Source organism: Rubripirellula obstinata (genome assembly GCF_001642955.1).
Lineage (GTDB): Bacteria > Planctomycetota > Planctomycetia > Pirellulales > Pirellulaceae > Rubripirellula > Rubripirellula obstinata.
Genome location: NZ_LWSK01000022.1, coordinates 23,357 through 37,504 on the forward strand (window position 1 = coordinate 23,357; position 14,148 = coordinate 37,504).

Here is a 14,148-nt window from a genome sequence, read left to right on the forward strand (position 1 = left end):
AGCGATGCTTAATCCTGCGCGGCAGTCTTTCATCATGGCGTCTGGGGTCTTGAACTCTCGGTGATGCATTCAAGTCGAAAACGTCAAAACGCTTAAGATAAGAACGACCAGTAATCCGACCATCATTCCCGCAATCACGTCCTCGTTGAATCTTTTTTCGAGCTTGCGGAGCAAGCCTTGGAACTTTGGCACTTGATGGCCAGAAAAAAAGTTCAGTGGGCTGCGACGAACTTCTTCAATTCTGCCAATCACTGCGTCGTCCCAAACACGTCGGCACAACGCAAACACGCCAACCAGCGGAACAACGATGTCGCCTTCGGGAAGCGGGCTTCGATTGAGCCAAGTCGCCAATGGTCGCGCCCATCGAAACGCCCATCGAAACACTGCGCAGATGATCAACGCAATCAGAACTGGCCAGGCTATCAGCCCTAATTTTTCTAGTTTCAGCGTCGTCCACTTTGTCGTGATCCATTCGCACCAAGGCATCGCGATGGCGATCGTGACAATGGCACCAATCAACATGGCCCAGGTCACCACCATGACCGGCGAAATCGCAACACCATGCTGCTTTGGGTTATCACCGCGACTCGGCCAAGCGACCCAGACGAATCGTGCGACCAATAGCGTCGTGGTTATCCCGCTGATCGGCAAAACCCACGCCAAACCGGCGGCCCATGTGTCCGGCATCACGGACGTTGCCGCTTTGATTCCATTTTTCGCTGCATACCCCGTCGTTAGTGGCAAACCGGCAAGCGATGCGGCCCCAATTGCCAAGCCCGCGACCACCCAAGCGCGCCGCCATGTCGAAGCAAGCTGCGATTGCGCCCCGCCAAAGCCCAAACCCAAAAACAAACCCGCCTTGGAAATCGCATGGTGGACTGCAAACAGTAACAACGCCACGCTGATCATTGGCCAGGCTGAAGGCACCGTCATCGCCGCCCCAAAAGCGATCGCCAACAAACCCATTTGGCTAACACTGGAATAACCCAGCATTGTTTTCGGATTCCGCTGCGTCGCTCCGATTAAAGCCGCGGCAAGTGTTGATGTTGCTCCCACGACAATCCAAACCGCACCCCACGACGGCATCGCCAATTCGCCAACCGGAACAAACCGCATCCACCCCAACAATCCCGCTTTGACAATTGCGCCGCTCAACACGGCGGCGGCCGGAATCGGAGCGGCCCGGTACGCCAGCGGCAACGCAAAGTGCAGCGGCATCAAGCCCAGCTTGATACCAAAGCCGACCAAAAGCGAACCAAGGTACAGACTGAACAACGGCCCATCTGCGATTTGGCCTTCCGCAAACCGACGCGTGACGTCGGTAAAGTTCATCTGCCCGGTCAGATGAACTGCGATGATGACTGCCCAAAACAGCACCACCTCACCAAAAATTGCCAGCGTGATGTAGATGCGACCCGCCCGGCGACTTTCGGGTTGGCCGTCATGCACGATCAAACTGTAGGCCGCCACACTCATCAGCGTAAACAACAACAGAAAGCTGGCCATGTCCTGCGACACTATCAGCCCCAGGTTGCCAGCCATCGATAGCAACCAAAACAAATCTAAACGCTCTCGCTGGGGATCGTTCGCCGAGTAAGACCGACCGTAGAATCCAGCGATCATCCACAGTGCAGCGGAAACACCCAAGAAAACTCGCCCGGTCGAATCCAATCCCCAACGGGCACCAAACAGCAACCAGGACAAGTCAACGGCGCATTGATCACCCAGCGCGACCAGCAACAAAGCCGGTAATGGCAACAGCGGAACCAGCCGGCCGATCCAAGATCGCAAACCCGTGATCGGCCACAACATCGCAAACAGCAATGGTGCGATGACGCTCAACACAACAAGCGATTCACTCAGCCATTGACTCATTGCCCGTACTCCAAGTCAACGATGAACTTGGCCCAATCAAGCGGGCTCAGCGGCATGTTTGCGAACAGCCCGACCAACACAGTCAACAATCCCGTCACGACCGGCGGCATCAGCAAGCTCCAGCGAGTTTCCAACTGTCCAGCGGATCGTTCTTTCGCCCAGGCACCCTTGGGCGGTTTGAACCAAGCGACATAGATGATCGGCAGAAAGTACATCGCATTCAAGACGGTGCTGATTACCAGCACGCCGACCACCCAATCTTGCCCGGTCTCCAATGCCCCGTGTCCCAGGTACCACTTTGTGACAAAGCCCGCCGTGGGTGGCATCCCGATCATGCCCAATGCCGCAACGCTGAACGCCGTCATCGTCCATGGCATTCGTCGGCCCACGCCATCCATCTCGCTCACCTTCGACACGCCTAACGTCGTGGCCAAATTCCCGGCCGCAAAGAACAACGTGATTTTCATGATGCCTTGATGCACCAAGTGAACGATACCGCCGGTCGTCGCCATCGGGCCCACGACCGCCGTGCCCAACACGATGTAAGAAACCTGACTGATCGTGGAAAAAGCCAACCGGCGTTTCAAATCGTCCTGATAGATCGCTCGCATCGAACCGTAAACAATGGTGATGGACGCGGCGATCGCCAGCGGCGTCGTGACTGAGATCTGCCGACAAAACTCCAGGCCGTAAACGTCATAGACCACTCGCACGATTCCGAACGCACCCGCCTTCACCACCGCCACCGCGTGCAACAACGCGCTAACGGGTGCTGGTGCGACCATCGCGTTGGGCAACCATCCGTGCAGCGGCACCATTGCCGCTTTGACGCCAAATCCCGCAATCAACAACGCAAAGATCCATCGCAATTGGCCATATTGTTCAGGGGAAACGTCCGCCATCACCCCGCGCTCGGTGAATTCAAACGATCCCACGATCGTTTGCAACCACACCGCGGCCAACATCACCACGGCCCCACCAACAATCGTGTAGATCAGGTAAATCCGCCCGCCACGCAGCGCCGATTCTTTGCCGCTATGAACCACCAACGGATAAGTCGTCAGCGTCAAAATTTCATAGAAGACCACAAACGTAAACAAGTTGGCGGCCAAAGCGATGCCCGTCGTCGCACAGACGCAAAAGCTAAAGAAACCAAAAAAACGATCCAGGTGCGGCGAGTCCTCGAAATAGCCAATCGCATAAATCGTCGTCAACAACCACAACCCCGCCGACAACGTCACAAAGAACAATGAGAACGGCGATGCGTGCAACGCGAATTCCAACCCATCGGTCAACGGGAAATGGACTTCGTACAATTCGCCACGCGACACGCCCCACAACATCAAACCGACCAGGATCACTTTCAATACCGCGCCGCCAAGGTTCAGCACCGTCCGGGCCAGCTTTCGTTTTTCATCAAGCACGAAGATCACGCCGCCCGAAATCAGCGAACTGGCGATGACCAACAACGGCAACCATTGATTCCAACTGATCATGGCGCGACCTCCCGGAAAGTTGAAACCGAAACCGGATCAGCCGAAAACGGGTTAGCCGAAAACGGAGCGTCTACTTTCAACAATTCCATCATCGGTGATGCCATCATGCCCAACGTGATCGCCACAATCGCCAACCCCAACGTCGCGTACTGCATCAACCGTGGAACCGGTCGAGTTTCCCTGGGCTCGCAGCTTTCCCTGGGTTCGCAGCGAAGCAGCGACAGCGAAAGCACTCGAAACACATAGATCGCCGCCAACACGCCACCGGTCAAGATCACCGCCGCCAACGGCCACTGGCCTGACGCGATCGCCGATTGCAGCAACAACCACTTCGCAACAAACGCACCACTGGGTGGCAAACCGATCAACACCACCCCGGCGGTCGCAAACGCCAATACCGTTACCGGCTGTTCGCGAGCGATCCCGGCCAACGAATCAATCTGCTTGCTGCCGGTGGCGTATTGCAGCGATCCGGCGGCCAAGAAAACCGCTGCTTTGCCGACTGCATGCGAAACCGCAAACAACACCGTCGCGCTCCATGCGTCCCAAGCCACCGCAGCGTCACTGGCCAAGGAGAACACCAAGAACAAATATCCGACCTGCGCGACGGTCGAATACGCCACCATCGCTTTTAACTGCGTTTGATTGATCGCCTGCAACGATCCCCACAAAATGGCCGCTACGCCCAGCGTCGTCAACAAAGTCCCCGCGTTCTGGAATTCGGCATAAGGAAATACGCTGAACCATAACCGCAGAATGATATAGAACGAAGCCTTCAAGACCAGCGCTGACAACAGCGCACTGGCCGCAGTTGGGGCGCTCGAATGTGCCGGCGGTAACCAGAAATGCAACGGGAAGACAGCCGTCTTCAACAATAATCCCGAAACAATCAATGCGATCGCTAACAAGCTCGCCTGATCGCCCTTAACCTGATCGACTTGAATTTGGTCCCCCAGCAAATGCCAATCGACCGTGCCATAGATACTGTACAGCAACGCCACGCCCAACAAGTAAAGCAGCGATGCGGAAATCGCGACCAGCAAATAACGCAGCGCCGCGGTCAAGGCATCGACGGTGCCGACCAAGCCAATCAACGCCACAGCCGACAAAGTCAATAGTTCCAACGTGACATACAGATTGAAAATGTCACCCGATAAAAACAACGCGTTCAAGGATGCAAGTAACAACAAGTTGATTGGCCAAAACAACTGTTGATCGTAGGTGTCATCCTTGATCGAACGCATTGCACCAGCGGTGTACAACACAATCGTGCCGCCGACCACAGCTACCATCACCAACATCATCGCCGTCAATCCATCGGCGTATAGATTGACACCCAGCGGTGCGTCCCAACCGCCGACTTTGTAGCTCAAGGGCCCTTGGGCCATTACCGTGCGGGCCAATTCAAATGCGCAAATCAATTGGCCCACCGCCACGACCAAGTTAGCCGGCAACGCCAGCGGACGTGACAAGAATGCCAAGCATCCGCCCAACAACGGCAGAACGATCAGACCAAGAAAAACCGCTTCAAGACTCATGGGAATCCTTTCGCGCGATCCTTGGTTTCTGGAGTGTCGGTTTCAGATCGGTCCTGCCTGTTTCGCGGTAATACCGTCGCAGCAGCGCCAATGCCAACGCCGATGCACTGACCGCGACGACGATTCCCGTCAACACCATCGCATGCGGTACCGGGTCGGGCAGCGGGTCGGTCGTCCGTCGGGCCAAAGCGATCAGCACCAAAAACGTTCCCGCGCCCATGACGTTTAGCCCGATGATCTTGCGTAACAAATGCGAACAAGTCGTCGTACCGAACAAGCCAACACCGATCAGCACGGTTCCGGTCAAGGCATACATGGTCACATACGTCATGACTGATCGCCTACATCGACCTGACGGGATCCCGCACCATCGCTCCGTTGCCGCTTCACTTCCAAGAACCGCAGCACGCCCGAGTTGTAGAGCGTCAGCAAGATCGTGGCGATCGAAACAGTGGCGACTGTTTCGATCAATAAGATCAGCGGTTTGGCCGCATCGACCGGGTATTCCAAGAAAGCTCGTTCGGCCGACATCGTGCCCACGCCAACCAACAAGAAAATGGCGGCACCCGAAACCAGCAACAACCGTTCGGCGAAACCCGACAAATGGCGGAACCAAGGAAAACCCGACAACTGCAACAACACGCCCACCCCTGCCAACACCGCCGCGGCTTGAAACGCGCCGCCGGGTTCGTGACCGCCGACCCATAGCAAGTAACCAGCGACCACAATCATCAACGGCGTGATCAAGCGGACAAATCCATGCAGCAGCGGATCCATTTCTTCCACATCCGGTTTCGTTTGACACCATGTTTCGCCATTGGTGAGCGCTCGAGCGCCGATCACCGCCAACAACATCACAATCAATTCCAACATCGTGTCGTAGCCGCGAAAGTTCAACAACACGGCGGTGACCGGGTTCTTGGCCCCCGATTCATCCAGCGATTGATCGACAAGAGGTTGCAAACCCGACGCCTCCGGTGGCAACGACAAAATGGCGGTGCCAAGCACACCAACAATCACCAACACGACGACCGCCAAACCAACGATGCTGCAAAACCGGTAAGTCACTTCGCTCATTGCTGACCGCCCGGGAAATCAGAGGCGGATGGTTGCTTTTGTGGCAGTTGCGGAACCGGTTTGTTCAGCGCCGCCAAGGTGGACAGGAATAATGCACCAGTCATTCCCGCACCAATCGCCGCTTCGGCCAACGCAATATCGGGAGCGTCCAAACGGGCCCAGCATAGCGCCATCACTAAACCAAAAACGATGAACAGCACCACCGCCTGGAACAACGTGGCCGCGATCAACGCGCGGCAAGCCAGCCAAATCAGGGTCACGCACAGAGCCGCATCCAATGTCCATAGCGCCAAATTCACTCGTCGTTCCTCACTTGCGTTTCTGACATCTTCTGGCTTTCTGGCACCGTTCTCTTCCAAGGCTCGATTCCCTGCCGCAGCGCCGTCTTGGCGATCAAGTGACACGTTGTCGAACTGGACATCAACACCAACAACCAAACCAAGATCAACTTTGTTCCGGCCAACATCGAATCGAACTGCAACAACACGCCAAAGATGACAAACCCCAAACCCAGGTTGTCCGCCTTGGTCGAAGCGTGCAGGCGAGAAAACACATCAGGAAACCGCAACATGCCGATTCCGCCACCGAGGAAGAAAAAGCAGCCGATTGAAATCAAGATCACCGAAACGATGTCCCACGCATTCACGCCTTGGGTTCCTTCGGCGGATCCGAATCGTATTCAATCTGTTGAACGAACGTGACCGACGCTACCGCAGCTAACAGTGCAAACACCAACGCAACATCGATGAACGCTGGCCGTGACAACGCTTGAGACATCAAGATCAAAATTCCGACCGTGGTCGTGCCGATCAATTGGGACGCCAGCATACGATCAAACTGCGTCGGTCCTGCGACGACTCTCATCAGCCCCATCACTAAGCTGGCAAGCAACAACACGGTTTGAAAGACCAGGATGGCGTCTAGCATTACACACTCGCGTTTCGCAGTGGTATCGCAAACATGCTTGCTACCACCCGCTCAAGCTTTTCAAGTTGTTGAATCACCGGTTCGCGGTCATCAATCACATGCGTGACCAGCAAGTCGCCATTGATGTCGGTGCTGACAGTGCCCGGCAACAAACTGACGACAGCCATAAACAGTGTCCGCGCCGCACCCTTGGGTAATTGTAGCGGATAATTGACTAAGCCAGGCTGGATTGGCAAACCGGGATGCAGTGAACGCCAAATCACATCAATTCCGCCCAAGAAAGACCCGTGCAGAAAGTATCCCAAGAAAAACAGTATTCGCAAAAACCGAAAGCGTGGAGCCGCCCCATAGGCCAAACGCATCGACGCGAACGTGCCGACCAAAACGACCGGCCCACCCACCAGCCATGAATCGGCATTCGCTTGCGTCAGCAAGACCCACACGCCAGACAAGAACAATAGATTGAATAGAAACCGGACCAAATTTCAAATCCCTCGTTGGAAACGTTTCGATGGTAGCGATGTTCGAACCGGTTGTCACTCAGTACAGCCCCAACTGACACGGTAAAGCAGTTTTTAGCGTTAGGAATTCTGCTTGCGAGTCGCTTGCCGTAACGACGTCCTTCAAGTGAAAATTACAGATTGAATGCTCCGCAACGTTCAGGCTGGAAAAAAATCTGCTCGACTCGCTTGCGAGTTTCGCCGCTTAAGACTTGAAGACTGAGACTCTCGCCCACGCGTCGCCCAAAAACCTCTGTACCAAGCGGCGACAGAATCGACAATTTGCCTTCCGCAATGCAGGCTTCGTCCGGATAAACCAACGTGAACGTGTCTGATTCTTTGCGGATCAAATCAAATAGTTTGAACGTTGAATTCATGGTGACGACATCAGGTAGCATTTCACGCGACTCGACCACGTTCGCACACGCCAACCGTCTAGCCAGTTCCCGCAAGTGCGTACGTTCGTCCCCAAAACTGGCAACAAAGTCGTGATGCAGTAACGATTTAATCCGCTGCAGATCGGTACGAGTCACCGCGATGATATTCGATGCCATATTCATATAAAACTCGGGGAGTTAGTTTTCGAGAGCGATGTTTGTAAGGAGCGGTCTGTTCGTAGCGGGCGGTCTGTTCGTAGCAATTTGTGCGGCAACTTTGCCAGCGATCAACGTCGCCAACTGCTGGACATTGCAAGTGAATACAGCGATACCGGCGTGGCTTTCGATGTCGTTGTTGCGATCGGCGATCCCGCCTACGAAATCGCCCGCCAAGTCGCCCTGGGCGAACATGATTTACTGATCAAGACCGCCGAAGGGTTTGGCTTGGTCGATCGACTCTTCGGTAGCGTATCGCAATCGTTACTTCGTTTGTGCCCGTGTCCGGTATGGTTGCTGAAGCCGAAACTGGATGGCCAGTTTGATTGCATTGTCGCCGCGGTTGACGTTTCTACTGATGAAAGCGTCAACCGCGAACTCAATCAGCAAATCCTTCAGCACGCCGGCATGATTGCCGCCCGCGAATCAGCGGCCCTGCATGTCGTCAGTGCATGGAACCTGTGGATGGAAAACCCGCTTCGCATCAAGATGGGGGACGAACTTATCGACCGAATGGCAAAGGAGTACGAAGCGCAGATTGGCGAGCGATTAGATGATCTTTTGGACGATGCCAGGTCGCAAAATCCTGGCCTTCGCCGCCACGTTTACCAAGGCAACGCAGTCGAGAAAATTCGAGAAGTCGTTGACCATGTGAAGGCGGATTTGTTGGTCATGGGAACACAGTGCCGCACGGGCGTATCAGGATTCCTGATTGGTAACACCGCCGAATCGGTGTTGGGCGACATTAAGTGTTCTGTGTTAGCGATCAAACCCGCCCATTTTGTCTCGCCTGTCGAAAGCGAGATTCAAGAAGCAGACGCTGTTACCCCGGCGTAAGCTTTCAGCTCACGCCGCTTTCAAACCTCATCAACGGAGTGTGACTGATGTCCCTCGACTTATCTGCAAACTTTGGTGGCTTAAAGCTAAGTTCACCAATCATCGTTGGCTCTTGCCCGCTGACTGCCAATACGCAAAACCGCATTTCGATGCCCACGCGGTTAAACGAACTAGCACGTGTTTTCCGGGACCAAAACTCTTCACGGCAGCGGGTAATTCCCCCAATTCGTCCAAGAACGCGGTTCCGCCATCGCAATGACGCAGTAATCCTTTTTGGTCCTTAATCGCGCCGGTGAATGATCCCTTCACATGCCCAAACAGCACCGACTCGAACAACGCTTCGGGGATCGCGGTACAGTCAATGATTTGAAACTGCCGATCGCGACGATCGCTGTGACGATGGATCTTCAAGCGATGCTGTTCCAATTCAGCAACCCTAGCGGTGCGTTCCTGAACAAGTTGTTCCAGATGTTCGTTATGTAAGCGAAGTTGTTCACGCATTTTCCGTTCATCGGAAATGTCGCGTACGCTAACGCGAAACCCCAACGAACGACCAGCAACGTCTGTCATCGGTTGCCACGATACCGCGACCCAGGACGTTGTCCCATCTCGCTTAAGGCACTCAAATTCAATGTTGTTCTCGGTGCTTCCCTGGCCAGCTTCTACAAAGTAGCGAGCCATTTTCTCGCGATGGTCAGGCGTAATTAAAGGCAATGGGTAGTTCGCCATCGCTAGGCAATCGGCAGGTGAGTATCCGGTAAAACGCTCGACAGCCTCATTGACCCACAAAACCTCGCCCTCACAGGACAACCAACTTTCCCAGTCCACCGTGCAGTCGGCGATCGAACGAAAGAATTCAGGTGGGATTGGTTTGCCCCGCTGCGGAAAACAGGCAGTGGCGTAGGGGTGATTGCTTTTGGCCCGCTGGGCCTAGTCGGTTTTGTTTTCGAGTAACCGGTGGCTTCGCCACCGGCACTGGGCTGCCGCCACTCCGTGGCTAAGAGTCATTCCAGGCCCGGAGTCATTCCAGGCCCGGAGGGCCGAAAGCCCAATGCCGGTGGCGAAGCCACCGGTTAATACAACCAAAACCGAAAAGGCCCGGAGGGCCGGCAGCTCCTTGCCGGGTGCGCGAGCCCCCGGATGGCTGCCCCACACCAATTCTCTGGCTCGGTTTTCCCGTAGCTGGGCCCGCCAGGGTTCAGTATCTGTCCAGTACCTGTTCAGTCCATCATTAGCTGTACCCGACTGAACCCTGGCGGGCCCAGCTACGAGAGATTTCGCCAAGTACGAAATTTGTTTCAGGACAACGACCGTAGGCAAGGTTCTAAGGTCTGTTGGAACAATTAGTGACGAGAAAATTGGTAGCGAAAGTCGCCAAGACTTTCGGTTTGTCGGGTTGCCGAAACTCTTGGCGCGTTTCGCTACGCCACCTATTGTTCCGACGGTCCTAGACGCCAGCCAGTTTGCTTAGCATTGACTTGCTGTCCAGCGCCGGGGTCATTGGGTCGGCTCCGATCGTTCCGACTAGCGATTCTTCGTAGGCGGGGGATTCGACGTTTGCGATTTGATCGCGAACCCACGTTAGACGTTCGGCAAGATCCAATTCGCCAGCGATCTCACCCGACGCTTGGACTGCAACTAGCCTTTGCTCAAACGCATGAAGTCGTGAAAGATCGCGTTCTTTTTTGGTTGCCAAACGTCGTTGGTACCAATCACTTTTGAGCATGGATTCGCGATTGAATAAATCACGAACTTCTGGATCGTCGATCGTTTTGCCTTCGTAATCACCGTGAGCCATGATGCTTAGAACGGCTTGCAATGGCGGACAGGCGAGTTCGTATCCACCGTCGGTGAAGTAACTTGATGCGACTCGTTTTTGAGCTTCAGTGATATGCAAAATTCCGTCCGCAAAGGACTCTTCGTCTTGCAGTTCAGGCTTCAGGATTTCTTCGGTAAACACCTTGTCGGGGTTATCGAAAATCCTACCAAGGTAGGTGCGAACAAACTTTTGAGTCATTCGGTAACCGAGACGGCTGGCCGGAATCGCCACGCCGCCCGCTTGGTAGTCATCGATTTTTTCGAGCATTCCGTTGGCGATCAGTGCTTCGGGCTCTCGCTCTTCGGGCCCCATGCGACACCAGACTTCGGGGATCAGCATCGAAATGTCGTGGCCGACTTCAAACTTGGGTCCGATGTGACCTGCCGGAGTGCTGAAACCACCCAGTTCGGTCAAGATCATCGAAACGACCATCGAGTTCAGATCGATCGATTGCAACAGAGCATTGAACGGCCCCTTGGTCAGAGCACCTTCGCTGCCGGCACCGGTCGTGCTGGGACTTTTGCCCGTCAGCGAGCACACGTAGTCCATCACCAATTCAGGCAATTCCTGATAATGCAGCGGTGAGTAAACCGCGAGCGAACGAATGCCTTCTTTTTTATTTGGTGGATTGTTTCGGCGACCACCCAGCACCGCACCGACGGGTGCGTAACGTGGAACACCGTCGGGCAACCGCCGGCTCAGTTGCAAGCCGCGGTTTGCGACATAAGTGTTTCGTCGATACACCATGTCGGGACGGTCTTGCAAGTATCGCGGATTGGTCGTGCGAGATCCATCGGCTAGGACGCGTGGGTGTGCTGAACTGCTTACATAGCCGCTTTCTTGCTTCGTCGCCCGCAGCAACATTTCTTTCATTGGATCGGTGAACTTATCGAAGTCGATTGCGTCTTCGACCACTTCAATGGCCTCGTCAATCGTCAGCGGTTGGAAATTGCTGATAAAATTACCTGGGCGTGATAAGTCCCATTCGGTTTGCTTATCCAAACCACGATGCTTGGCGTCGTCGGGACGTTGGAACAGACGGTACTCGCAGTTTTCAACAAACTTGTAGCTACCCGATTGGTGAAGCGCTGGCCCCAGCTTTTCAATGGCACTGGCCGGTGCAACCACGCTGCAACTGATGTCATCTTCACGTTGCACTTTGGCAGCAGCGATAAAATCTTGTCGCAGCTTAAACGTACGCCAACGCTTGCCGTCCAAGCCGACTCGCAAATAGGTACCGACCAACGTGCGGTCGCCGATTTTCAATTCATGTCCTGGCGAACCGTTGACGATATCGACGCTGAAGTACTCACGCCAATTCTGAGCCATCTCCGGCTTCATGAATCGCTTGATGATCAACGCTAACGCGTAAACGTGGTCCGGGATCGTTTGCAACCAATCGATGTACTCTTTGCTGAAGTTTGGCTGTGGCGTCAATAATTGAATCATGCTGCCGATGCTGCGAGCCGGATCCAGCACGCTGCGGCTAGGTCGGTCGTCGTAGGACGGTTTGTCGTCGGTCTCGCTGCTCCAACGATCTTGATAGTTACGGCTAAAGATCTCGTCCAACTTGTCGAAGTCTTTGTCGTGATCGCCGACAAAGATCGGGCCGTACAACATGTAGTCGCGCAAACTCTTGCTGATTTCACTTTTACCGCCACCCGAAACCGTGCAAGGTTTGTGACAGAAAATGCCTTCGCCCACCGTTCCGATCAGACGCCATGAAGGAGCGCTGGGGTGTTTTTCAAGCTGGATCTTAAAACCGCTCGGCGCGATGTAGACGTTTTTGGGCGAAAGTGGGATCTGCTGTTCCTTGCCATCCTTGGTCCATTTGATGCAACGTTCAGAAAGCTTTGCGCTCGCGGATTCAGGAATGTAAATCACCGTTGGATCAAGCTTGTCGATGCCGTAACCTTCCGGGCGAATGTCAATCGTTCCGGCGCAACCCTTGGCGACATCGTCAAAGGATTGTCCGTAGTAGCGACGACTTTTGACTTTGAACTCTTCGCCGAGTGAATACGACGCAAATGCCATCGCACCACCGGCATGCTCTTCTTCCACGTTGCCCATCAAGTTGGCAGCGTAGCTGATTTGCGTTTTAACTTCTTTTTTGCAGTAGCCGTAATAGTTGTCGGCAATCAAGGTGACCATCACGCCGTCCGCATCGCGGCAAGTCAGCTTGAATGCTCCGCCATCGTTGTACTTTTCGTTTTCGTCTTTCCAGCACATCGAATCACGACGCTGTCGCTCGCTAGCGTCGTCGTAGTGCGGAAGGCCGAGTTCTTTCTTGGTCAGTTCAGACAAATGCGGAGCCAGGATGACGCATCCGGTATGCCCGCTCCAATGTCGCACATCCAACGAGGCGTCGTTGGCGGCGATCAGCGGGTCGCCAGCGTTGCCGAAGATCGATTCGACAAAGTCCAAATTACTGACCATCGTTCCCGGCGCAAAGAAACGAACTTCCAGCGATTTCTTTTCGCAGTATCCACGGACTTCGGGGCAAACCAACGGTCGCAGCAACAACGAAACCCAAGTGCTGGCCTTTGTTCCCGATTCGGAAAGATACGGCAGCACTGCCAATTCATCGGGCGGATTCATTGCCGCGCGAAACAGTCCGACAAATGCTTCCTTGGGAACGGCTCGCTTGTCACCGGGGATCGGCAGGCCGCCTTGGACGACGTGAAACGTTCCGGCGGTGGTGCGGCGATCATGCCGAGGGTTGTTGAGCACGCCGTTGGTGCAGCGATTCGATTTTACCAGTTCGTTTTCAAAGGAGTCGCCGTTCGCGGGCAGGCTAAGTTCACGAGCCATGCCGTGACGGTCGAGCGTCAGCGATTGGTTGGGCAAACGCAGTGGCTTGTTCCCGACTTCACCCGCGAAGTACTCGTTCAGGAATGATTCGATGCGACAATCGATCGGTGCGCGGTGCTCGCTAAGAAGTCGGTTTTTCTGTTTCAGACTTTCAAAGATCTCGCCGGAAAACGAAGTCATTAAATCTTCGTCGGCGGTTTCCTGCGGGGGCGACAGACCGGCGGCGGCCAACTGAAACGCAATGTAACTTCGCAGACGTCGTCGTTCTTCTGGATCAGCGGTGATCTCGCGATTCCAACCGACATAGCGTTGTAGTTCGTTTGGATCTTCAACTAGCGATGACATATTCAGGTAGCTCCGTGATAACAGAAACAGCGACGACCAACCGATAAATTTCGAGTCGTGTCGGTAAGATAACAAACCGCTGAATTTCTTTGCACCCATGTGGTGCGGGTCACGACGAAAGCACTCTGGAAATTAACGTAGGGCAGGTTTCCGTCCGCCAATGACTCGCTGGATGGTTAGAATCGGCCCTACGGCATTTGTGGCAAAGACGCACACAGATGTGCACGTCAGCGCAATAAAAAACGCTCGGCTTTCCCCCCGAAAAGCCGAGCGTTCACACTTCTAGCAACGCTCTGATCAGATTTGTTTGCTGGGCTGTCCTCCACACCG

12 protein-coding genes and 1 pseudogene are annotated in these 14,148 nt (G+C 54.5%); 1 reads left to right on the plus strand and 12 read right to left on the minus strand.

The window, feature by feature from the left end; genetic code table 11:
• Nucleotides 1–69: 69 nt before the first annotated feature.
• From RC85_RS08435 to RC85_RS08480, 10 genes are all read right to left on the minus strand, one after another.
• Nucleotides 70–1,875 (minus strand): complex I subunit 5 family protein, encoded by a 1,806-nt coding sequence (locus tag RC85_RS08435; RefSeq protein ID WP_068261093.1) that lies wholly within the window; start codon nt 1,873–1,875, stop codon nt 70–72.
• Nucleotides 1,872–3,371, minus strand: coding sequence for a complex I subunit 5 family protein (locus RC85_RS08440; protein ID WP_200836807.1), 1,500 nt, complete (start codon nt 3,369–3,371; stop codon nt 1,872–1,874). The genes RC85_RS08435 and RC85_RS08440 overlap by 4 nt, the downstream gene beginning before the upstream one ends.
• Complete coding sequence (locus tag RC85_RS08445; RefSeq protein WP_068261096.1) at nt 3,368–4,909, minus strand: complex I subunit 5 family protein; 1,542 nt, start codon at nt 4,907–4,909, stop codon at nt 3,368–3,370. Before RC85_RS08445 ends, RC85_RS08440 begins: the two co-directional genes overlap by 4 nt.
• Nucleotides 4,899–5,240, minus strand: a complete 342-nt coding sequence (locus RC85_RS08450) for an NADH-quinone oxidoreductase subunit K (protein WP_068261099.1) — start codon at nt 5,238–5,240, stop codon at nt 4,899–4,901. The genes RC85_RS08445 and RC85_RS08450 overlap by 11 nt, the downstream gene beginning before the upstream one ends.
• Nucleotides 5,237–5,986: an MnhB domain-containing protein gene (locus RC85_RS08455; protein WP_068261102.1), complete on the minus strand. Its 750-nt coding sequence runs from the start codon at nt 5,984–5,986 to the stop codon at nt 5,237–5,239. Before RC85_RS08455 ends, RC85_RS08450 begins: the two co-directional genes overlap by 4 nt.
• Nucleotides 5,983–6,285 carry a Na(+)/H(+) antiporter subunit B gene (locus tag RC85_RS08460; RefSeq protein WP_068261104.1) on the minus strand — a complete coding sequence of 101 codons (303 nt, stop codon included), beginning with the start codon at nt 6,283–6,285 and terminating at the stop codon, nt 5,983–5,985. Before RC85_RS08460 ends, RC85_RS08455 begins: the two co-directional genes overlap by 4 nt.
• A complete protein-coding gene (mnhG, locus tag RC85_RS08465) occupies nt 6,282–6,632 on the minus strand; it encodes a monovalent cation/H(+) antiporter subunit G (RefSeq protein WP_068261107.1) in 351 nt (116 codons plus the stop codon). Before mnhG ends, RC85_RS08460 begins: the two co-directional genes overlap by 4 nt.
• A complete protein-coding gene (locus RC85_RS08470; RefSeq protein WP_068261109.1) occupies nt 6,629–6,913 on the minus strand; it encodes an MrpF/PhaF family protein in 285 nt (94 codons plus the stop codon). Before RC85_RS08470 ends, mnhG begins: the two co-directional genes overlap by 4 nt.
• A complete protein-coding gene (locus tag RC85_RS08475) occupies nt 6,913–7,365 on the minus strand; it encodes a Na+/H+ antiporter subunit E (protein ID WP_162273190.1) in 453 nt (150 codons plus the stop codon). The genes RC85_RS08470 and RC85_RS08475 overlap by 1 nt, the downstream gene beginning before the upstream one ends.
• A gap of 182 nt (nt 7,366–7,547) precedes the next feature.
• Nucleotides 7,548–7,973, minus strand: coding sequence for a GreA/GreB family elongation factor (locus RC85_RS08480; RefSeq protein ID WP_084422484.1), 426 nt, complete (start codon nt 7,971–7,973; stop codon nt 7,548–7,550).
• 81 nt (nt 7,974–8,054) lie between these two features.
• Between RC85_RS08480 and RC85_RS08485 the strand changes: the two genes are divergently transcribed.
• Nucleotides 8,055–8,843, plus strand: a complete 789-nt coding sequence (locus tag RC85_RS08485; protein WP_068261117.1) for a universal stress protein — start codon at nt 8,055–8,057, stop codon at nt 8,841–8,843.
• Between the two features lie 210 nt (nt 8,844–9,053).
• Here the strand turns inward: RC85_RS08485 and RC85_RS28210 are convergent.
• Both RC85_RS28210 and RC85_RS08500 read right to left on the minus strand, forming a co-directional pair.
• A pseudogene (locus RC85_RS28210) lies at nt 9,054–9,710 on the minus strand (sigma 54-interacting transcriptional regulator); the annotation flags it as partial.
• Nucleotides 9,711–10,290: 580 nt separating this feature from the next.
• Complete coding sequence (locus RC85_RS08500) at nt 10,291–13,818, minus strand: PPi-type phosphoenolpyruvate carboxykinase family protein (protein WP_068261170.1); 3,528 nt, start codon at nt 13,816–13,818, stop codon at nt 10,291–10,293.
• Nucleotides 13,819–14,148 lie beyond the last annotated feature (330 nt).